Source organism: Geitlerinema sp. PCC 7407 (genome assembly GCF_000317045.1).
Lineage (GTDB): Bacteria > Cyanobacteriota > Cyanobacteriia > PCC-7407 > PCC-7407 > PCC-7407.
In genome coordinates this window covers 2,790,554-2,809,576 of the sequence record NC_019703.1, presented here as the reverse complement: position 1 = coordinate 2,809,576, position 19,023 = coordinate 2,790,554, and the positions used below count along the sequence as shown (strand labels likewise).

At 57.6% G+C, this 19,023-nt stretch carries 18 protein-coding genes; 14 read left to right on the top strand and 4 right to left on the bottom strand.

Annotation, left to right across the window (positions count from 1 at the left end):
- The first annotated feature begins 12 nt into the window (after nucleotides 1-12).
- The 5 genes from GEI7407_RS11375 (at nucleotide 13) to GEI7407_RS11355 (ending at nucleotide 5,520) form a co-directional block, all read left to right on the top strand.
- Nucleotides 13-1,551, top strand: a complete 1,539-nt coding sequence (locus GEI7407_RS11375; protein WP_015172322.1) for a pitrilysin family protein — start codon at nucleotides 13-15, stop codon at nucleotides 1,549-1,551.
- Nucleotides 1,552-1,784: 233 nt separating this feature from the next.
- Complete coding sequence (locus tag GEI7407_RS11370; RefSeq protein ID WP_041268405.1) at nucleotides 1,785-2,711, top strand: hypothetical protein; 927 nt, start codon at nucleotides 1,785-1,787, stop codon at nucleotides 2,709-2,711.
- 75 nt (nucleotides 2,712-2,786) lie between these two features.
- On the top strand, nucleotides 2,787-3,134 hold the full coding sequence (locus GEI7407_RS11365) for a rhodanese-like domain-containing protein (RefSeq protein ID WP_015172320.1): 348 nt from the start codon (nucleotides 2,787-2,789) through the stop codon (nucleotides 3,132-3,134).
- A gap of 245 nt (nucleotides 3,135-3,379) precedes the next feature.
- A complete protein-coding gene (gene hrcA / locus GEI7407_RS11360) occupies nucleotides 3,380-4,480 on the top strand; it encodes a heat-inducible transcriptional repressor HrcA (RefSeq protein WP_015172319.1) in 1,101 nt (366 codons plus the stop codon).
- 326 nt (nucleotides 4,481-4,806) lie between these two features.
- On the top strand, nucleotides 4,807-5,520 hold the full coding sequence (locus GEI7407_RS11355) for a DUF928 domain-containing protein (protein WP_190274130.1): 714 nt from the start codon (nucleotides 4,807-4,809) through the stop codon (nucleotides 5,518-5,520).
- 107 nt (nucleotides 5,521-5,627) lie between these two features.
- Here GEI7407_RS11355 and GEI7407_RS11350 read toward each other — a convergent pair whose 3' ends face one another.
- The 3 genes from GEI7407_RS11350 to GEI7407_RS11340 form a co-directional block, all read right to left on the bottom strand.
- On the bottom strand, nucleotides 5,628-6,092 hold the full coding sequence (locus GEI7407_RS11350; protein ID WP_015172317.1) for an SRPBCC family protein: 465 nt from the start codon (nucleotides 6,090-6,092) through the stop codon (nucleotides 5,628-5,630).
- A 46-nt stretch (nucleotides 6,093-6,138) separates the two neighbouring features.
- Nucleotides 6,139-7,611 (bottom strand): 9,9'-di-cis-zeta-carotene desaturase, encoded by a 1,473-nt coding sequence (gene zds, locus GEI7407_RS11345; protein ID WP_015172316.1) that lies wholly within the window; start codon nucleotides 7,609-7,611, stop codon nucleotides 6,139-6,141.
- A 102-nt stretch (nucleotides 7,612-7,713) separates the two neighbouring features.
- Nucleotides 7,714-9,336 (bottom strand): DUF6930 domain-containing protein, encoded by a 1,623-nt coding sequence (locus tag GEI7407_RS11340; RefSeq protein ID WP_015172315.1) that lies wholly within the window; start codon nucleotides 9,334-9,336, stop codon nucleotides 7,714-7,716.
- 569 nt (nucleotides 9,337-9,905) lie between these two features.
- Between GEI7407_RS11340 and GEI7407_RS11335 the strand changes: the two genes are divergently transcribed.
- The 6 genes from GEI7407_RS11335 to GEI7407_RS11320 all read left to right on the top strand — a co-directional run bounded on the left by GEI7407_RS11335 (nucleotide 9,906) and on the right by GEI7407_RS11320 (nucleotide 12,687).
- A complete protein-coding gene (locus GEI7407_RS11335; RefSeq protein ID WP_015172314.1) occupies nucleotides 9,906-10,265 on the top strand; it encodes an iron-sulfur cluster assembly accessory protein in 360 nt (119 codons plus the stop codon).
- 80 nt (nucleotides 10,266-10,345) lie between these two features.
- Nucleotides 10,346-10,765, top strand: coding sequence for a M48 family metallopeptidase (locus GEI7407_RS11330; protein ID WP_015172313.1), 420 nt, complete (start codon nucleotides 10,346-10,348; stop codon nucleotides 10,763-10,765).
- 64 nt (nucleotides 10,766-10,829) lie between these two features.
- Complete coding sequence (locus tag GEI7407_RS21085) at nucleotides 10,830-11,183, top strand: hypothetical protein (RefSeq protein WP_015172312.1); 354 nt, start codon at nucleotides 10,830-10,832, stop codon at nucleotides 11,181-11,183.
- 172 nt (nucleotides 11,184-11,355) lie between these two features.
- Nucleotides 11,356-11,550 (top strand): hypothetical protein, encoded by a 195-nt coding sequence (locus GEI7407_RS20250; protein WP_015172311.1) that lies wholly within the window; start codon nucleotides 11,356-11,358, stop codon nucleotides 11,548-11,550.
- A gap of 137 nt (nucleotides 11,551-11,687) precedes the next feature.
- Nucleotides 11,688-11,939 (top strand): hypothetical protein, encoded by a 252-nt coding sequence (locus GEI7407_RS11325; protein WP_015172310.1) that lies wholly within the window; start codon nucleotides 11,688-11,690, stop codon nucleotides 11,937-11,939.
- A gap of 4 nt (nucleotides 11,940-11,943) precedes the next feature.
- Complete coding sequence (locus GEI7407_RS11320; RefSeq protein WP_015172309.1) at nucleotides 11,944-12,687, top strand: DUF554 domain-containing protein; 744 nt, start codon at nucleotides 11,944-11,946, stop codon at nucleotides 12,685-12,687.
- A gap of 12 nt (nucleotides 12,688-12,699) precedes the next feature.
- On the opposite strand, the gene GEI7407_RS11315 is transcribed toward GEI7407_RS11320, so the two are convergent.
- Entirely contained in the window at nucleotides 12,700-13,170 is a 471-nt protein-coding gene (locus GEI7407_RS11315; protein ID WP_015172308.1) for a tetratricopeptide repeat protein, read from the bottom strand.
- Between the two features lie 644 nt (nucleotides 13,171-13,814).
- Here GEI7407_RS11315 and GEI7407_RS21375 point away from each other — a divergent pair.
- The 3 genes from GEI7407_RS21375 to GEI7407_RS11300 all read left to right on the top strand — a co-directional run bounded on the left by GEI7407_RS21375 (nucleotide 13,815) and on the right by GEI7407_RS11300 (nucleotide 18,936).
- The gene (locus GEI7407_RS21375) at nucleotides 13,815-15,512 is read left to right on the top strand and encodes a hypothetical protein (RefSeq protein ID WP_015172307.1); all 1,698 of its coding nucleotides are present in this window, start codon (nucleotides 13,815-13,817) and stop codon (nucleotides 15,510-15,512) included.
- A gap of 389 nt (nucleotides 15,513-15,901) precedes the next feature.
- Nucleotides 15,902-16,018: a photosystem II reaction center protein I gene (locus GEI7407_RS11305; protein ID WP_015172306.1), complete on the top strand. Its 117-nt coding sequence runs from the start codon at nucleotides 15,902-15,904 to the stop codon at nucleotides 16,016-16,018.
- A 230-nt stretch (nucleotides 16,019-16,248) separates the two neighbouring features.
- The gene (locus GEI7407_RS11300) at nucleotides 16,249-18,936 is read left to right on the top strand and encodes a DUF3769 domain-containing protein (RefSeq protein ID WP_015172305.1); all 2,688 of its coding nucleotides are present in this window, start codon (nucleotides 16,249-16,251) and stop codon (nucleotides 18,934-18,936) included.
- Nucleotides 18,937-19,023 lie beyond the last annotated feature (87 nt).

Sequence of the window (19,023 nt, the reverse complement as noted above, 5' to 3'; positions counted from 1 at the left end):
GAGGATGGAGCGATGAACTCTTTGCAGATTCGAATTCAGGCGTTTTTGACCGCTATGAACCATGTGTTTTCGGCTCGCCAGCGCCGCTGGCTGCGCCGTCTGGGGCTGAGTACCTTGGTGGCTTTGCTGCTGCTGGTGACCGCTTCGCGATCGCCCGCCGCTGCCCAGACCGCCAAACACTATACCGAGCTGACCTTTCCGGCACTGCCTGATATTCAAGTCCCTGACTACAGCCAGTTCCAGCTGCGCAACGGCTTGACGGTCTACCTGATGGAAGACCACGAGTTGCCCCTGGTGTCTGGAGAGGCCTATGTGCGCACCGGCAGCCGCTGGGAACCGGCAAACAAAGTCGGTCTGGCGGATCTGACGGCGGAGGTGATGCGCACCAGCGGCACCCGCAGCCACAGTGCCGATGAGCTCAACCAGCTCCTCGAGCAGCGATCGGCCTTTGTCGAAACCGCCATTGGCGAAGACTTTGGCACAGCCAGCTTCAACACGCTGAGCGAAGACCTCGATCTGGTGTTTGGGCTGTTTGCTGAGGTGCTCCAGGAGCCGGTCTTTGCTCAGGAAAAACTGGATCTAGCGAAGACTCAGCGGCGCGGCGGCATTGCGCGGCGCAACGATGACCCAGATGGCATTGCCAATCGCGAGTTCCAAAAGCTGATCTACGGTCGCGAGAATCCCTATGCGCGGACGGTGGAGTATGCAACTCTCGAAAACATTGCTCTGACGGATTTGGAGCAGTTTTATCGGCAGTCTTTTCAGCCTCAGAACCTGATTTTGGGAATTTCTGGGGACTTTGATAGTCGAGAAATGCGATCGCTGGTGGAAGCCAAGTTTGGCAAATGGCGATCGCCGTCTCGCGCAAAGCTGCCGCCGCCGCCCCAGATTAACCAGGCGGAGACTGGCGGAGTGTTCTTTGTCAACCAGCCCCAGCTCACCCAGAGCTACATCTACCTGGGACACTTGGGCGGTCAGTTCAACGACCCAGACTATCCGGCCCTCAGCGTGATGAACAGCGTGCTCAATGGCTTTGGCGGGCGCTTGTTCAATGAGGTGCGATCGCGCCAGGGCTTGGCCTACAGCGTGTTTGGGTTCTGGAGCCCGCGCCACAACCACCCCGGCATTTTCATTGCGGGGGGCCAGACGCGCTCAGAGGCTACGGTGCCTTTCATTCGGTCGGTGCAGTCGGAAATCGATCGCATTCGCACTGCGCCGGTCTCGGATGTCGAGCTGGCCTACGCCAAGGACTCCGTGCTCAACTCCTTTGTGTTCAACTTCGAGAGCCCGGAGGAAATCCTCAGCCGGATCATGCGCTACGCCTACTTTGACTACCCGGAGGACTTTATTTTCCGGTACAAGCAGCAGGTCGAGGCGACGACGGTTGAGGACGTGCAGCGAGTGGCTGAGAAGTACCTGAAGCCCGATCAGCTGGTGACCCTGGTGGTGGGCAAGCGGGAGGACATTCAGCCCACGCTGGAGAGCCTAGATGTGCCGGTGGAGACTCTGGATGTGACAATCCCGGGAGCGCCGACGCCTTCGGCCTCCTAGGCCCCAGGTTTCAAACCAGCTTGAATCAGCGCTAGGCGTCAGAGATAGAGGGCGATCGCCCTCCATCTCTGACGCTTTGCTATATCGAGGAATTTTCAGCGGCCCGCGTTTGAAACTTCGGCGTTTTGCCCTCGGCTCCTCCGTAAAGACTTGATAAATTCAGGTGCTGTTTGAAGCCGCGATCGCGTTTGCAGGGGAGGCTAGAGGGAGAGACCCATAGAGGCGATCGCGCCATGAAAGCTGCTCATCCTTCGACTGCACCCGATTTCCTGTCTGACTGGCCCCAAGGATTTCTAGAAATGCTGGGAGACCTGCAAACTGCGGATCAAACCCTCCACGACCTGATGGCCCTCGAAATTTGGTCTATGGCCCAAACCCTGGACGAAGCCTTTCCGGGGCTGTGGGCGCAGTACATGGAAAACCGTCAGCGCCTGGTTCGTGACTATTTGTCGGACCGTCGCCAGCCTCAGGAAGCCGACAGTGGGCAATCATCGCGGCGGATTTTCTCGGTGAACGAGGCGGTACAGACCGCATCACGCCTGTCGCACTGGCAGGCGGCAACCCAGGCCCTGACGACCCTCTGTGATCAAGATTTCATGGTGCTAGAGACCGAAGCAGCGCCCGAACCGCTCCCAGAAAAGCCGCCCGAGCCGTCCCAGGACGTTCGCCTCCTGCCTCTGCCTCACCTCTATCGGCCTCCCGTTGTCCAGGTGCCCAGCTCGGCCGATGCGACAGCAGCGACGGTGGTGCCTGTGTCGATTGCTTGCTGGACGACCCGGCATTTTTGGCAGGGGTCGACGGCCCAGGAGGCTCCAGCCCTGCGATCGCAGGAAACGGTTGTCCTAGAGCCCGGCGATTCCCTGACCTGTGGCCTGGGCTTTGCGCTGCAAGGCGTGCGATCGCCCCTCGGATTTCGGCTGGTGGATGCGCTCGTGGGGCAAGGGCTGAGTGTCGAGGCGCTGACGGTGCAAGATTCGGGAGAACTGACCGTGACGCTGAGCTATCAGGCGGCTCAGCCTCTCGAAATCCAGGCTGGCAAACCCTTGGGTCGAGTTGAGTTTTCGGCTCTGGCTATCCATCTGCGATCGCTGCGTCGCAGCTACGGCAACCGCTTTCGAAATCGCGTTTCCCAATCAGCAGCTATATCGCTGACAGCGTAGGTTTTCAGAGAACTGGTTGTCTCGGTCTTTTGTGGTTCAAAATAATCACACCCTTCCAAGCTGTGTTGATGCGCCATGACCTTTGCTGCTTTACCCGCCATTGACGTCGCCACCTTGGCCACCTACCTGAGCGACGAAACGAGCGATCGCCAATTTATTGACGTGCGCGAGCCCCAGGAGATCGCGATCGCCCGTCTAGAAGGCTTTGAGAATTTGCCTTTGAGCCAATACGAGGCTTGGGCCAGCCAAATTCGCGATCGCTTCGACGCCGACAAAGAAACCTGCGTCCTGTGCCATCACGGCGTCCGCTCCGCCCAGATGTGTCAGTGGCTCCTGCACCAGGGCTTCACCAACGTCAAAAACATCACCGGCGGCATCGACGCCTACTCTGCCTACGTTGATCCCTCAGTACCGCGCTACTGACCCGATAACAGTCGCCTGTGGTACAGCGGCCCCCCGAGCCCCAAGAGAAAATCAGGCATCTGCTATCTTTGAAAAAAAGCAAAATTTCCTAAAAGCCCAGCTAGTCATTGCTCTAGCTTTTTCAGGTCTCATGCATCTGCTGGTTCGAAGATTGCAACCGATCTTCGGCTAAACTCCAGCCATGTCGCCCTTTCCTAGCCTTTTTTCTTGCATCGTTTCCTGTTTTTTCACAAGCGTCTGATTTAATGCCAGCGTCCAAAGATAAATCCGGGTCACTCAATCTCACGAGTCGACAGCAGCAAGTGTTGTGGGCGACGGTCCGCCACTACATCTCGACGGCAGAACCGGTCGGCTCCAAAGCGCTGGTGGAAGAGTATGACTTCAGCGTGAGCTCGGCCACCATCCGGAACGCCATGGGGGTTCTGGAGCGGGCCGGGTTGCTGTATCAGCCCCACACCTCGGCGGGGCGTATCCCCTCCGATTCGGGGTATCGGATTTATGTTGACAAGCTAATCCAGCCGTCGGGTGGCTTTGCGCTCCAGGTTGAGCAGCTTCTCAGCCAAAACCTGCGGCGCGAAGACTGGGGCTTTGACCATTTGCTTCAGCGGGCCGCCCAGATCTTGGCGACGCTCAGCGGATGCATTGCGCTGATCACGGTGCCCCAAACCTGCTTGGTGTACCTGCGTCATCTACAGCTGGTGTCGCTCAATCACCGCCAGGTGATGCTGATCATCGTGACCGATGCCTATGCGACGCAGTCGGTGGTGCTGGATTTGCCGAAGGCAAGCGAGGAAGAGGCGTACGACCTCGATCAGCTGGAGCGAGATTTGCAGATTCTGTCGAATTTCCTCAATAGCAAGCTGCGGGGGCGATCGCTCAATGAACTGGCGGCGGTGGACTGGAGTGGCCTCGATCGCGAATTTGGGTCCTACACCGACTTTCTGCGACTGCTCCTCGTTGAGCTAAATCGGCGGACCCGGCCTCTGCCAACCCAGATTTTGATCAGCGGCATTTCTGAGGTGCTCCGCCAGCCTGAGTTCTCGGAGCTGCAGCAGGTCCAGACGATTTTGCACCTGCTGGAAGAGGAACAAGAGCAGCTGTGGCCGCTGATGTTTGAGCCGACACCGCTGGAAGATGCCTTTGGCAAGCGGGTCACCGTGCGCATCGGTTCCGAAAATCCCTTGGAGCCGATGCAGTCCTGCACACTGATCTCTTCGGTCTACCGTCGCGGCGAGACGACGGTGGGCAGTGTAGGAGTGCTGGGGCCGACGCGGATGGCCTACGAAAATGCGATCGCTGTGGTTGAGGCTGCTTCGGATTACCTCTCAGACACTTTAAATTCATAAAAGCTTACCTGCCGTGCGGAACTTTCCCATCTCAGGGGGAATCTATCTGTGGGTATAGTTTTCATAGCAAGATGTCGCTGATGCGACAGGCGTGAATCGCTACGTCTGTCGGTAGTTCTGATTTTGATCGCTCGCAAACTAGGCCTCCATCAGCCATCTGCAATCTGAATGAAGGGTGCTGAAGCAGAGACTTCTTTGCTATGGTGCTTGCGGTTTTGCTGGTTCCATCAGTTGGACTTAGGAATCCTCACCTTATGCGCAGGAGACAACGCTACTTTTCTATTGCGAGAGCCGGTTTGGTCTCTCTTCTTAGTCTTTCGATTTGTATGGCTCCGAGTCTATCCCTAGCCTCGGAAATTGGCTTTAAGGCTCCGGATGATGTGGGTCTTCCTGGGCGGCGGGTCGGTGGTGGTACCCGAGGTCCCGCATGTTTGCAAGGTCGACTGCCTCAGCTAGTGGCGCTGTCCCCTAGCAATAATGTTGGCTATACCAGCGAAGCGTTTCCGCGATTTTTCTGGTACATGCCCACGACCAAAACCAAAACGGCGGAGTTTACCCTTTATTCGGTCGGTGCGCAGCGTCAGCGCAAGGATGTCATTTATCGGGCGACTTTCGGAACCTCTGGAACGCCGGGAATTGCTAGCTTAAAGCTCCCCAGTGGGACAACGATGCCCGCTCTTGAAAAGGGGCAGTACTACACTTGGACGGTGTCGGTGATCTGTGATTCGGAGGATCGCGAACGCGATATTCGGGTGTCTGGCTGGGTGCGCTACATGCCGCCTGAGGGTGATCTAGCAGATCAGCTGGCGGCGGCGTCAGAGAGCGATCGCCTAAAGCTCTACGCCGAAAATGGCTACTGGTTCGATCTCGTGGCGGCTTTGGCCAAGATGCGCGCGGATAATCCTCGCGATGAGGCGATCGCCGAGCAGTGGTCAGACCTTCTGCGATCCCAAGGACTCAGCCGGCTTGCGAATCAGCGGATTATTTCCTGCTGTGATAGCACTCAGGCTCGGCGCCAGAGCGCCGGCGCTCGGAACTAGTGACGTTCACCGAAACATCCTGAGCCAAGCATCCTGAATAAAAAGCAATGGCTCGGGCATTTCGCCCGAGCCATTGCTGTGTCAAGACTAGCGAGTAACCAGACAGACTACTCGACGTCTTGAGCGTTGCTCTGAGCTTGAGCCTCCATCGCGTAGTGGCGAAAGCGCTCTAGGTCAGCCTGGATCGTCGATTCGACGATCCGGCCCAGGAACAGGTTGTCCATCAGCTTGCCCAAAACGCCGGGAATCGCGTAGGCCACCGTCAGTTTGACGATGCTGCTGTTGTGGCGATCGTAGAAGCGGATGGCCCCGCGATTGGGCAGTCCGTCCACCGACTCCCACTGAATAATCTGGTGGGGGGTGACTTTCAGGATGCGAGAGAGCCAGCTAAACTCAAACCCACCAGAGGCGAGCTTCCAGCGCGAAAGCTCGGGGTTGTCTTCTAGCACTTTGACCGACTCGATCCATTTCATCCAGCGGGGCATCTGCTCGAGGTCAGACCAGAGGTCCCACACCAGATCAATGGGGGTGTCGACTTCTACTTGAACGCTGTGTTCTAGCCAATCGGGCATGGCAATTTTTGCTGAAACAATAGGGCGATCGCAACGTGGGCAAACACTAGCCAACAACCGACGGCTGGCTGACCGAAGAGCGCTGGGCTGCGTGTCCCAGAATCGCCTTCGCCGCCTGGCGGCCAGAAATCGTCGCCCCCTCCATGCTATCGATGTAATCCTGCATGGTGTAGCTGCCCGCCAAGAAGAAATTGCCAATGGGCGTTTTTTGGTCGGGACGGTAGGGGTCCATCCCGGGGCCTTCGCGGTAGAGGGACTGAGCCAGCTTCACGACGCTGTACCAGGTCATGTTGAGCTCGCGCGAAGACGGGAACAGATCATGGACCTGCTTGAGCACGTGCTGGGCGATCGCCTCATTGCTCTGCTTGATAAACGGATCGCCCGGCGTCAGCACTAGCTGCATCAGCGAGCCTTGGCCCTCGCGATAGTAGTCGCCCGGGCTCGTCAGCGCCAGATCTGCAAAGCAAGAGAAGTCTGCATCCGGGGTGTACAGCAAGTTGTCGATTCCTGCCGCCTCTTGCAGCTGGCGGCGACGAGCGGCGTCGTGCATCTCCGTCACCCAGCCATCGAAGCGCAGCTGCACCGTGGCCACCGGCACCGTATCCAGCTTGAAAATATTGTCAAACTCAGACCAGCGCCGCCAAGCATCGGGCACCAGACGCTGAATTCCCGGCACGTCGCAGGCGCACACATAGGCGTCCGCCGTGATCGTCTCCGTCGAGTCGCCGTTGGCCACCACCAGGCCGGTCACCTGGGTTTGGTCCCCTTCGCCCTCAAACAGGATCTGACGCACCCCGCGTCGCAGGTGGATCTTGCCGCCGCGCTCCTCCAGGTAGTTCACGATGGGCCGGTGCAGGTACTCCTCGGGTGAGCCCTCCAGCATCCGCAGGATCGACGCCTCGGTTTTGGCCGCAAAGAACTGAAAGATCGTCAGCATGCAGCGGGCAGAAATATTTTCGGTGTCGATGAAGCCCAAGGCGTAGGCGATCGGGTTCCACATCCGCTTGAGGCTGCCATCGGAGCCGCCATGCTGGCGGAACCAGTCCGCAAAGCTGATGTGGTCGAGGGCGCGGATCGTTTTCATGGCGCCGTCAAAGTCGACGAGGCCGCGCACCAGGGGGCTAATGCCGAGGGCGATCGCGTTTTGCGCCTTGTCTGCCAGGGAAAGCTGAGACGTGGTGAAGAAAGCCTTGAGACCGTTGAAGGGCGCGCCCGTGATGAAGCGAAAATCGAGGGCGCCCACATCGCCGCCGCGATTGATAAAGGTGTGGGTGTGCTCCTTGAGGCGCAGATGCTGGAACGCATCTACTTTTTTCATCAGCTCAAAGAGGTTGTAATAGCAACCAAAGAAGACATGCAGACCCATCTCGATGTGATTGCCGTCTGCGTCAACCCAGCTTCCAACTTTGCCTCCCACAAAGGGGCGAGATTCGAAAATTTCAACCTCGTGACCTGCATCCACTAGGTCAACGGCTGTGGCCATCCCGGCTAGACCCGCCCCAACAATCGCGACTCGCATGCCTTGCTTGTGTCCTTTTCAAATTCTTTACATATTTTGACATTGTGATGCCCAAAAACCTACCGCTTTCGGCTCCAAGTCCTAGAAGGCAAAGGGCGATCGCTAATCGAGGTCCAGATCCAACGTCAGCGGTTCCATGCCGAGGGATTCAGCAGTCGCGTAGTTCGTTTCAAAAAAACCCAGCATGTCTCGCAGCTGGGGATTGCCCCGAGTTTTGCCATTCACGCCCATCGCAATCACCACGCCGCAAACGCCCTGGGTAATGCGACAGCGCTCCTCCCAGAGCTGGCGGGCGCTCTGGTGGTGGGGGTCGGTGGCGTCAAATTCGCAAAACAGATGCAGCTCGCCATCGCCTGTCTGCAAAATACCCAGATCGTAAAGCTCACCGAGATAAGGATCTGCGCCCAAATTGAAGGTGACAGTTTGCAAGCCTCCTTTTCCCTGGATGTTGTTGATGAGATCTTTGGCTTTGGGGCGGGAGGTCTGGATCACGATCACGGGTAGACCCTCGGGAGGCCGAGAAATATCGGCTGCAGTGGCTTGATGAAACTGGGCGTTGAGGCGGAGGGACTCGACGAGATCCCAACCCAGAACGCCAATGCTGCCAATAGAGCCATCGGGTACCAGATCGTCCTGGATCGGGGGAAAAGCGTCGTTTTCTTCTTCCAGCTCCTCCTCAATCAAATCAGCGAGCTCTTGGGCAACCTCCGGTAGGGTCTTCACCTGGACAGAAATGGTTTCTTCGAGGGCATCTTCGCTGGCGGGCAAAGAAATGCGATAGCGGCTGCTGATTGGGCGGTAGGGGGTGCTGGTGAGCTTGTCTTTGTGCTGTTTTAGAAATCGATGCAGGGCTTCGATGCCCACCATAAGGGCGATCGCCTCTTCTTCATAAATCACCGATCGCATCCCCTCTAGCGGATGCAGATTGCCAAAGGATGGCTGCACTTGATCTGGCTCTGGTACGGCTAGGGGATGGCTGGAAACTTTTGCTTGGTTTTCTGGTGCCTCAAAGGTGATGAAGAGACAGTCTTGCTGTAGAAAGGCGTTCTCCATATCGCTGCTGGATCTCTCGAGGACTGCGAGCCGAAACTGCCTGAGAGAGTCTAGCGATCGATAAAAGAGCGCTCCATACTCCGTCCCCATCATGCCTAGGACGGATAAGTAGAGCGTGCCGATATCTGCGTGGTTGATCTCAATGCCGATGATCTGATGCTCTTCGAGATACTCCCAAGGCGCGTCTTGCCAGAGATCTTTGGCAAGATTTTCCAGATTCTCGGCATAGCGGTCTGGAAGCTGGGGAGCATTGTGGTGAGCGGCCCCGGCCATCCCCCGAAAGATCTCATCGATCAGCGGCAAGTCTGCAACGTACTCGACCTGAATCCCTAGGTCTTGGAGCACCCCCCGCAGAAAAAACTGCATTTCTCGATTGCGGACGACGATTTTTTGGGGACGGGCGGGGGCGCTGGTGCTCAGAGGATTTTCGATGGCGCGAATGAGGGTGCGCACAACGGCTTCGGGACCACTGGCGGGGTTAACCATATCCATGGCGCGGACAATGCCTTCACGCCCGTCGACCCACAGGATGCAGTCGGTGTCTTCATCGACAAGTCTGGAATGGGGAATGGTGGTGGCGTCATGGATGGAGCGGCGATCGCCTTCCCATACGCTCGCAAGCAATGGCAGTTTTTGGAGGCGGCGGCACGTAGCCTGGGTTAGCGTGGTCATCTTAGATCTCCGAGAGACTCCCGCCAGAGTGCGCGGCCCTCAGCGGTGAGAAGAATAGAAGCAGCAATGAAGTGAGCCTAAACGACTTTGACATTGCTACAACTCGGGATACATCCGGTTGGTCACTGACCCACCCGTGACGATCTCTTAAAAGCTTAGATTCTGCTGGATTGCCTACAAGAACGGCTTGAGGGGATACCCCATCTTATTCAACCCTGGAAAATTGCTCAAATTGGTCAAATTGCTGCTGATCAGCGTCAATCTCTCTGAAAGCTGCGATCGCGTGGAGCCCACAGCAAGGGGTTGAGCTCGCTAGACAGGATGTCCTATCCTCCCCCTCCTGGATCGGCGTCCTGCCAGGGCAGCGCCCGGTCGGGATGTCGAGTCGCTTGCTCAGTACACTAGACTGAGGGTATGAAGCCCGCTAGATTCTCCTGCTTTTTGAGAGAATCTTCTGGGAAAAATGTTTAACAGGCAGCGAAAAGCGAAAAAGTGAGTTTCTCACTCAGCAAACCCTGACCCCTTTGGCCTGGGGGGATGTCACGATTTTAAGGAGTTGTATCGGCTCTATGACACAAGCAACTCAATCTCAGCAGCGCGGAATTCAAATGACCGACGCGGCTCGAAGCCAGATCCGCCTGTTGCGTGAGCAGCAGGGCCGGGATTTGTGCCTGCGAGTGGGTGTGCGCCAAGGTGGCTGCTCTGGTATGTCCTACATGATGGACTTCGAGGACGTTACGAAGGCGAATCCTGAGCAGGATGAAATTTATGATCATGGCGATTTCAAGGTAGTGTGCGATCGCAAGAGCTTGCTCTACCTCTACGGCTTGGTTCTGGACTACAGCAATGCCATGATCGGCGGCGGCTTTCAGTTCACCAACCCCAATGCAAGTCAAACTTGCGGTTGCGGTAAGTCTTTCTCCGCCTGACGGTCTGCACCAAATCGGGGAAACTTTTATTGAGGCAGTGTTTTGCGCACTGCCATTTTCTGTTTTTAGACTGGAATTGTATGACTGAGACTGTTGAATCGTTGTTTGATAGCGGCATCCAGCGTTACCAGGCTGGTGAAGATCCGGAGATTTTGATTCCCCTGTTCAAGGAAGTGTGCGATCGCTCTCCCAAAAGCAGCTCCTCTTGGACCTGCTTGGCGTGGCTTTATCTCCTTACCGATCGCTCCAAACTGGCCCTCAAAGCGGCCCAAAAAGCGGTCAAGCTCAACCCCGAAGATCCTCAGGCCCGCGTGAACCTGTCGGTCGCCATGCTCGAAACTGGGCAAAAGGGCGTGCGTGAGCACATTGAACTGACCCAGCAGATCATGATGGCGGTCAAGGAACTGCGGGACGAAGTGGCCGAAAACATCGAAGACGGTCTCAAGCGCCGTCCCGACTGGAAGAGTCTGCAGCGCGTCCAAAACTGGCTTTTCGAATAATTCTCCTGGGCAATGGCTAGCAGCGACTGTTCTCAGTTGGATGGACAGTGACTGTTAGCCATTGATGGACGTAAGCGCGGTTTATGGGGTTGTGACTATAAAAAACTATTTCTATATAAAAATCTCGTTGCGCCTTAAAACATGCTTGAATCTGACCGGTAATGGTCGCCAAAAAGAATCTCAACGCTCCGAAGAATCAGGATTTCTAAGCGATCGCCTTTTGCCAATCCCCGTGTTTTTGGGGGTTGGCATTACATTTGTTCACGAAGCTTCCATTCTCGATAAGCGTTACGTATTGCAACGCTCCGAAATGGGGGCTGTGGGGATCAAGCGAAAGGCTGCTCCCATGGAGCGATCGCCCCTTCAATCGGATGCTCAGAATCTGGTCGAAATGCAGCTAGATGCCAGCTTCTCCTGAGTCTCTGTAAAGACTTTGGTGTGTTTAGGTCGATGTTTGAGCCCGATCAAGGGGCGATCGCACAAATAACTTAATAATGAATCCGTAAATCCAGTGATAAGATTTAGTGAACTAGTCGATAAGTAATTCTGAATTTATCGGCGCACAACCAGGTTCACGGAGTAGGGCAATTATGATGATCGAAAACGTTGGCATCAAACCTGAAACTCGTAATCATAAAGGTTTCTTTGTTCAAGAAGCTGACTACAACCTTGTCAGCATTGAACCTTCTGGTTGGGCGCTCATTTGTGTTGACGAAGCTCAATGCCACTATGTTGATCCCGATAATCTAGAGATGCCAAACGCTTCTGGCAACGCGCTGGACTAGGGAAATTGGGAACACTGGCTGTAGACTAAACGTAGGTTAATTCTGCTTCTGCGCTTTTGGCTGTCCTATAGATTAGGTACAGCCATATTTTTTTGGCAATTTTGATAGGCTTACTCGGGAGCAACATTTCGTCTGTTATGAAGGACAAGCTACTTTCCTGGCTCAATCTTTTCCTGATGGCCGACGTTTTTGTAGTTTTGTTTAGTTTCTTTTGGCTGGCGATCGCCGTCCTCGGCCGCTCCATGAACCTCAGCCTCGGCCTCGATCTTTGGTACAAGCTCTGGGAGCCCGTCTTCACTCCCGCCATCGGTCTTCTGATGGGCGGTGCCCTTCTCAGCGGCCTGATCAGCCAAATTAACAAGCGTCTGCGCGCCCGAGATTCTCAGTAGCTGCATGGCCCTCGAATTGTGGATCCGCACCAGCGGCACCTGGATTAATGTCATTGCCATTTTGATTGGCACCAGCGTGGGGCTCCTGCTGCGGGGAAAATTGCCCCTGAGAATGCAAAAAGTGATCACCCAAGGCGTCGGTCTGCTCACGCTGTTTGTGGGAGTGAGCATGGCCGCCAGCCTCACCCAGGCCCGCGCGGGCGCCTTCGACGGCGTCGTTCTGGGGTTGCTAGCGATGGTAGTCGGCGGCCTACTGGGAGAATGGTGGCAGCTAGAGGAGCGCCTCACGGCGCTGGGCAACTGGCTAAAAGCCCGCTTTCACGGCGGCGGTGGCTTTACGGAAGGGTTTGTCGCGGCCAGCCTGCTGTTCTGCGTGGGGCCGATGGCCCTGGTGGGCAGCGTGAGCAATGGCCTGACCGGGGACAACCGACTGCTGACTATTAAATCTACGATGGACGGCCTAGCCTCGATCGCCTTCACCAGCACCTACGGCGTGGGCGTTGGTTTCTCGAGCCTGATGGTCCTGCTGTATCAGGGAGGACTGTCCCTATTTGCGGGCGGCTTGGCCCAGTCTTTGCCCAATCCCAATGATGCCCCCTCGGTGATGCTGGTGACTGGCGTGGGCGGCCTGATGATTATGGGCATTGCCCTCAATCTGCTGGAGGTAGCGCGAATTCGGGTGGCGTCCTTTTTGCCGGGACTGCTGCTGGCACCGGCTTTGTTTGCGATCGCCGACTGGGTGTCCTGAGTCCCAGGCCCCCTAGCTCAAGCGCGCCGTGCATTCCAGCAGCAGGCGCTGATTGAGCGTGCTGTAAGGCTGGATCTCCAGAGCCCGCCGAAAAGCGCTAATCGCCTCTCGATATTCTCCCAGCATGGCATGGCAAAGCCCCAGGCCGTGCAGCGCCCCAAAGTGAATGGGATTGAGCTCGATGACCTTTTGGCAGTCGTGGAGAGACTGGCGGTAGCGGCTTTGGGTGTAGTGGAGGACGGCTCGCCGGTTCCAGGCCTCTGCAAAGTCCGGCTGATCGCCAACCAGCTCCGTCAGCATCGCCTCAGCATCCTGAATTTGCTGATTTTCCAGCAGAGTTTGGGCCTGCTGCAAGATCTCCCAGCCGTAGAGTCCTTTTTGCTGAAACCAAAGCCGCCAAAGCGCCTCAGTCGCGCGATCGCGCACGGTCGCGTCAGAGTTTTTGAGATCGTCCAGGAGAGACTGAATTTGAGGATCATTCATTGGGGTGGACTAGGGAAACGGCGGCTAGGGATAGGGGACGAGCCAGCGATGAGCTGCGAGCAACGGGATAAAGCTGAATGAGTGGGCAAAGGCAGAATTTGAGAATTCCTGGTTTGCACGGAGAGGTATGTGAAGCTCCGACAAAGAAAACGGCAGCTTTTCAGAAAATTTACGGGGCTTTATTCACTCTTTACGGACGTGCTGCCGGGAGAGGCTGAAAATGATGGATATCATGCCAATAGAATGACGCCCCCGGTAGAAATGCCGGGGTTTCTTTACGGGAATTTTCTGGCAAGCGCCCCTGAGAAGGTGTACTGAGTTCAGTAGTCGCTCTGAGGGCAAAGAATCAGCGCCTGGCAAACAATAGGGATATAAGGCTGAATGACGCTTAGGTTCAGGGTTTTCTACCACTTCCTCATTTTGTCGCATTACATCAGGTTTGTTTTGATCGCTCGCCTCAAGATTTCGATCTGAATGTGATGTTTGTCCCTTCCTAAAACTGCGAAAATCTGCGTTTTGTGCCCTTAGCCATCGGGAAACCGGTGGCTTTACTATGCTTGGGCGGCCCTGGGACCAGAATTTCTGGCAGACCCCGGTAAAATAGTGATTACCGTTTCCCAACCAGTGTTTCGCACCTAACTGCTATGCCTCCGACAGGCCGCTACCAAAGTAGAGTGCTGAGTTTCTTGTCCCAGCGATCGCGCCAATGGGTGGATCAGTGCGAGATTGCTCTGCGCCACGCCAAAGTAGCGACTTTGTGGGGTGTTCAGGTGCTGCTTTCGCCGCTCTACCTGATCCGCAAGGGGGGATGGCGACGCTTTGGGCAGCCGCTCGGTGGTGGATCGGTGGCGTCTGCTGGTTTGCCAGAGGCGACTGAGGTGCCGCCGCCCAGCCCTGCGCCATCCGCCGATGAGGGACCGGTGCTGGAGGTTTTGCAGGTGGTGGAGCAGTGGCGATCGCTGAGTGCGACGAGCTCGTTGCCGCCGGCTGATGGGGCGCTGGTGGCCGGAGCGTCGGGGGCGATCGCGCCTCAGGGTGCGGCTGTGCGAGGGATCGCGAGCTGCCTGATCTCGCGGCAGCTTGTGCTGGTAGGCGCTGACAATCAAGAACTTGAAGGGCTGACGCTCTTTGATCAGCGATTGCTCAAGCAGCAAATCTGGGTGGCGATCGCGCTTTTTGAGGGCAGGCAGTGGGTGCGGCCGCGTCTTCAGGGCGCTGTGGCTGCTCTCCAAGGCGCTTTGCGTCCGCTGGGTCAGCAAGTGTCTCGCTGGACGGCGAACCGTCTGGGGGGTGCAGTGCCGCTGCGGGCGATCGCGCCTCAAGAAATCCCCGAACGTACCGGGCTGGTGGCGAATTCGGGGGCGATCGCGCCGGTGACCCAACCTGGAAGCCTCTTGGCTCGCACGGGCAAGGCTGCGCTGCTGGTCCGTCAGCACCTCAAAAGGGCGATCGCTGGAGCGCTGACCCTTCCCTTGCCTCCCGCTAGTGGCGATCGGGCCCTCCCCCCGCCAACGCCCCAGACACCCCAAAATTCATCAACGCTCGAGACAGAGAGCCTGAAGCCTTTGGGGGCGATCGCGCCCTACAGTGGTCTGACCGCAAGGGGGCCTGCTGCAGCCATTTCTTCGCTGCTGCAAGCGGCCGTCGCCTACTTCTTTGGCGATCGCGCGCCTCGGCCCCAGCTTCCTGGTGGGCCGCCGAGCCTGCCGGCCGCGTCATCGCCCCAGCCGCGGCTGGGCCGCGTGTGGCAGGCGATCGCGCCCTCCACTCTTGGGCAGGAGCAGGTGCCGACTCTGACCGTCGATGACCCGTGGCTGTCGGCAGAGGATCTCTTTGGCGTCCAGCCTCCAGTGGAGCGCCAGCCTGCGACTGCTAACCCAGCGCCGCAGGCCCTGCCCAGCGCCCCCCGCCTCAGCTTGCCGAGCAGTATCCGCCACTGGCTGCGCCGCGTGGCTTTGAATTCGACGGCTGATCTGGCTTTGCCGCCTGACTCGCCGTCTCCTGTGCCGCAGCCCCAGCCGCAGAGCTGGAGTCGTTGGCTAGCGCCGCGATCGCCAGCACAATCAGCCTCGCTTCCCGCTAGGGCAGAGTCTGCTGCGACTAGCGCCCCGGAAACGCCGCGTCTGGAACCTGCCGCTAGCAGCTTCGAGCACTGGCTGGCAGCCCTGGGCGATCTGGGCCTGACGTCCAACCCTGACTGGATCGAGGCTCCCGCGACGCCAGCGGGCTATGTCAAACATCCCCTGGAGACCCTTTTGGAGTGGTTCGATCGCCTGCTCGTGTGGCTCGAAGAAAGGGTCATCGCGGTGTTTCACTGGCTGAGCCGCTTCTGGAAGCCCTAGCTCATTCTGCTTGGGGGACTGGCTGCGTGCTGTCCGGGAACGTATTGCTTAGGGCAGACGTCCTTGGCTGTAGGTCAGCTTCTCCAATGAGCTTTTGGGGCGCCATCTCTCAGTTCTGGCTTGCAAGTCAGGGTGAGAGAGATTCGTGTGAGAGTCCTAGATATTTGATCTCGAGCGTAGAGGCGATCCTTGCGATCGCATTTATTCTCCTGTCAGCTAGTTAGGCCGTCTCTCCGAAAACCACCGAAAGCAACCTCTCTAGGGGCGATCGCCTTTATGGGAACGATTGACAGCTTCGCCAAGAAAGTTCAACATTTCGGTAATATATAAAGGCTGTCAGACTCTGACAATGAGGCCTACTCGGTCATTCCACCTCTGGAGGTATTGGTATGCTGACTTTGAAAATCGCTGTTTATCTCGTCGTTGCATTTTTTGTTGGCCTGTTCGTCTTTGGCTTCCTCTCAAATGACCCTGCTCGGACCCCCAACCGCCGGGATATGGAGTAAGCGAAGATCCAGCTCATGCATCGCGTCATGGGACAGGCGACCTTCGGGTCGCCTCTTTAGTCTCAGACGGTTGTTAGCGCTGTGCAGACTCTAGTTGCTCACGTTCCAGAACAAAAAGTTTTGCGACTTATCCCTGTGTCTGCACAGAAGTCTCCCTTGCCTGCTAACGGATTCAGCGTTTTCAACAAAGCCACCTATCGGGGTCAACTGTCTGACTGCTCCTGTTGACTATGCCCTACCCAGTTCCGCCGCCAGAGCCACCTCCCGTCGTGCATCTTGCAACGACTCCGGAGACTGATCCAGCCCCTTTTGTTGTTGAAGCGTCTTCCGCTATTGTGGCCCAGGCGATCGCCCCAGAGGTCACCCTGACGCGCCCTTCCGCGCCCGAAGAATTTACGCCCGAGCTGTCGCCCCTGCCTGGAAATGTCACCCAGAATGCTGCCGATCTCGGGCCGTCTGCCAGTATTGATGTGCCGCTAGCGCCTGAAGCTGCTACTGAGTCAGGCTTGGGGGCTGAGAATGCGGAACCGGTAGAAATCGCAGAGACGACCAGCGTCTCTGCTGAGCCGCCAGTGCTGCCTGCCGCCGAAGAGGTAGTAGACCCCCCCAGCAATCCAGGAAGTTTGACGAGTCCGTCAACGAGTCCGCTGGAGCCAGCTGAAGAAGACTTGCCGCCCTTGGCCGAACCGCTGGAGCCATCGTCTTCCCAGGAGGAGCCCAGTGCTCCAGAATCGCCGCCGCCAGCAACGCCAGCGCCTAGGGTGCCTCCGATGCCGCGACGATCGCCTCTGCCACCTCCCCAACCCACGACGACCCCGGATGCAGCAGCGCCGGTGCCGCCGGGTTCTGTCACGGTGCCGACCCGCGACGCCCCGTCCGATGACGCTGAGACCGAAGGCGATCGCCCGCTCCTCGAAATCGACTCTGATCAGCCGCCGACTCCGCCGGAAAGCGATCGCCCGAGCCCCCCTGCGCCGCCGCGTCCGGCTCCGGCTCCAGCAACGCCCCCGGCAACCACCCAGCCTGCTGCGGCCCCAGGACCCAACCCGCTGGACCTGATCGAGCTAGTGGCCGATCGCCAAGAGTATGACTCTGTGCGTCAGGTGGTGACGGCTGAAGGCAACGTCGTCATGCGTTTTCGGGGTGCAGTCCTCGATGCCGATCGCCTCCAGGTCAGCATCCCCAACCGCAACGCTGTGGCAACCGGGGATGTCGCTCTGACCCGTGGGGCTCAGGTGCTGCGAGGCAACCGTTTTGAATATGACTTTGTGCAGGGTGATGGCACCATTCAGGGCGCCAGCGGGGATATCTTCGTGCCCGCTGTGGGGTCTGACTTTGACATCAACGATACGGCAGCCCTGGAGAACGGCGTGTTGCCATCGCGTCCCCTCAGCGATCGCGTTCGGGCCAGCCAGCCCCTGAGTCGGGTCTCGAATCCGGGCGGCATCTCTGTCACCGTGGGCGGCGGCGGGGCCAGCAACCTGCCAGGCTCAGCGACTGGAGGGGAGGTGCGTCGTCTGCGTTTTGAGGCGGACAATGTAGAATTCACTCCGGATGGCTGGGAAGCGGAGGATGTGCGGATTACCAATGATCCTTTCTCGCCCCCAGAGCTGGAGGTCAGAGCGGAGCGCGCCAAGCTCACGCGCCTCTCGCCTTACCAGGATGAACTGCGAGCGGAGCGCCCCCGAGTCGTGTTTGACCAGGGATTCTCGCTGCCGCTGCTGCGCGATCGCCTGGTGTTTGATCGGCGAGAACGGGAACCTGGCCTTGTGCAGTTTGGCTTTGATGCCGAGGACCGCGGAGGTCTCTATGTGGAGCGATCCTTTGAGCCCATCTCGACGCCTCGCGTCCGCTTGGTGATCACGCCCCAATTCTTCTTGCAAAAGGTGATTGCTCCTGACTTCTTGGTGAGCAATGACGATAACGAGAAGACAGGGGTGTTTGACCCGGATGCCTATGGCCTGCGCGCCAGCCTGGATGCGACTCTGGGGCCTCAAACCACGCTCCGAGGGACAACGTCTTTTACTAGCTTGGATCTCAATAAGGCGGAAGACAATCTGCGGGCTAGCTTGCGGCTGCGCCAGCAGCTGGGGACTCACTCCCTAGCAGCGGAGTACAGCTATCGCGATCGCCTGTTTAATGGCTCTTTGGGCTTCCAGACGGTGCAAAGCAGCCTGGGCTTGGTCCTGACCTCTCCGAACTTCCGGCTGGGAGATACGGGCATTATCGCGAACTATCAGCTGGGTGCGCAGTACATTCGCGCCAACACCGATCGCCTGGATCTCTTAGATCCGGTGCGAGAAAACAACCGCGTTAACCTGGGGCGCTTCCAGGGAACTGTGGGCTTGTTCCGAGGATTTAACCTGTGGCGGGGTCGGGCGCTGCCGGCGACCCCCGAAGAGGGACTGCGCTATAGTCCGCGCCCCCTAGTACCCTACGTGAATCTCAATACCAGCCTGCGGAGCACCTTCAATCTTTACACCAGTGGAGACACCCAGGAGTCTGTGACGGCGGGGGTGAGCCTGCTGGGCCAGTTTGGCCACTTCTCCAAGAATTTCTTGGACTACACGGCCTTTAATGTGGGGTATTCCCAGGGCTTGCAGGGTAGCCAGTCGCCGTTCCTGTTTGACCGGGATGTGGACCGAGAAGTCCTGACGGCGGGGATTACCCAGCAGATTTATGGTCCTTTCCGGGCAGGCTTCCAGACGTCTTACAGCTTTACGCGCGATCGCACTATTAGTACCGATTATTTCTTGGAATACAGCCGGCGTACTTACGGCATCATTTTGCGCTACAACCCCGTGCTAGAGTTTGGCTCGCTGAACCTGCGCATTAGCGACTTTAACTGGAACGGCAATGCTGGGCCTTTCTCTGAGGTGGAGTCGGTGGAAGATGGTGTGATTCGTCCCAATAACTAGTCACTGCTGGTCGGTGCGGTGGGCGATCGCCCACCGCGCGGCTGCGAGACCCCTAGCCCAAGCGCTCTGGCGGCCGTAAAATCCCAG

Excerpts from the sequence above, each read along its gene's own strand:
- GEI7407_RS11355 (WP_190274130.1), top strand. The coding sequence starts at position 4,807 with ATGGCTCCGAGTCTATCCCTAGCCTCGGAAATTGGCTTTAAGGCTCCG.
- GEI7407_RS11365 (WP_015172320.1), top strand. The coding sequence starts at position 2,787 with ATGACCTTTGCTGCTTTACCCGCCATTGACGTCGCCACCTTGGCCACC.
- GEI7407_RS11315 (WP_015172308.1), bottom strand. The coding sequence starts at position 13,170 with ATGAATGATCCTCAAATTCAGTCTCTCCTGGACGATCTCAAAAACTCT.
- GEI7407_RS11335 (WP_015172314.1), top strand. The coding sequence starts at position 9,906 with ATGACACAAGCAACTCAATCTCAGCAGCGCGGAATTCAAATGACCGAC.
- GEI7407_RS11330 (WP_015172313.1), top strand. The coding sequence starts at position 10,346 with ATGACTGAGACTGTTGAATCGTTGTTTGATAGCGGCATCCAGCGTTAC.
- GEI7407_RS11340 (WP_015172315.1), bottom strand. The coding sequence starts at position 9,336 with ATGACCACGCTAACCCAGGCTACGTGCCGCCGCCTCCAAAAACTGCCA.
- GEI7407_RS11325 (WP_015172310.1), top strand. The coding sequence starts at position 11,688 with ATGAAGGACAAGCTACTTTCCTGGCTCAATCTTTTCCTGATGGCCGAC.
- GEI7407_RS21085 (WP_015172312.1), top strand. The coding sequence starts at position 10,830 with ATGGACGTAAGCGCGGTTTATGGGGTTGTGACTATAAAAAACTATTTC.
- GEI7407_RS11320 (WP_015172309.1), top strand. The coding sequence starts at position 11,944 with ATGGCCCTCGAATTGTGGATCCGCACCAGCGGCACCTGGATTAATGTC.
- GEI7407_RS11370 (WP_041268405.1), top strand. The coding sequence starts at position 1,785 with ATGAAAGCTGCTCATCCTTCGACTGCACCCGATTTCCTGTCTGACTGG.
- GEI7407_RS11305 (WP_015172306.1), top strand. The coding sequence starts at position 15,902 with ATGCTGACTTTGAAAATCGCTGTTTATCTCGTCGTTGCATTTTTTGTT.
- GEI7407_RS11375 (WP_015172322.1), top strand. The coding sequence starts at position 13 with ATGAACTCTTTGCAGATTCGAATTCAGGCGTTTTTGACCGCTATGAAC.
- GEI7407_RS20250 (WP_015172311.1), top strand. The coding sequence starts at position 11,356 with ATGATGATCGAAAACGTTGGCATCAAACCTGAAACTCGTAATCATAAA.
- hrcA (WP_015172319.1), top strand. The coding sequence starts at position 3,380 with ATGCCAGCGTCCAAAGATAAATCCGGGTCACTCAATCTCACGAGTCGA.
- GEI7407_RS11300 (WP_015172305.1), top strand. The coding sequence starts at position 16,249 with ATGCCCTACCCAGTTCCGCCGCCAGAGCCACCTCCCGTCGTGCATCTT.
- zds (WP_015172316.1), bottom strand. The coding sequence starts at position 7,611 with ATGCGAGTCGCGATTGTTGGGGCGGGTCTAGCCGGGATGGCCACAGCC.
- GEI7407_RS21375 (WP_015172307.1), top strand. The coding sequence starts at position 13,815 with ATGCCTCCGACAGGCCGCTACCAAAGTAGAGTGCTGAGTTTCTTGTCC.
- GEI7407_RS11350 (WP_015172317.1), bottom strand. The coding sequence starts at position 6,092 with ATGCCCGATTGGCTAGAACACAGCGTTCAAGTAGAAGTCGACACCCCC.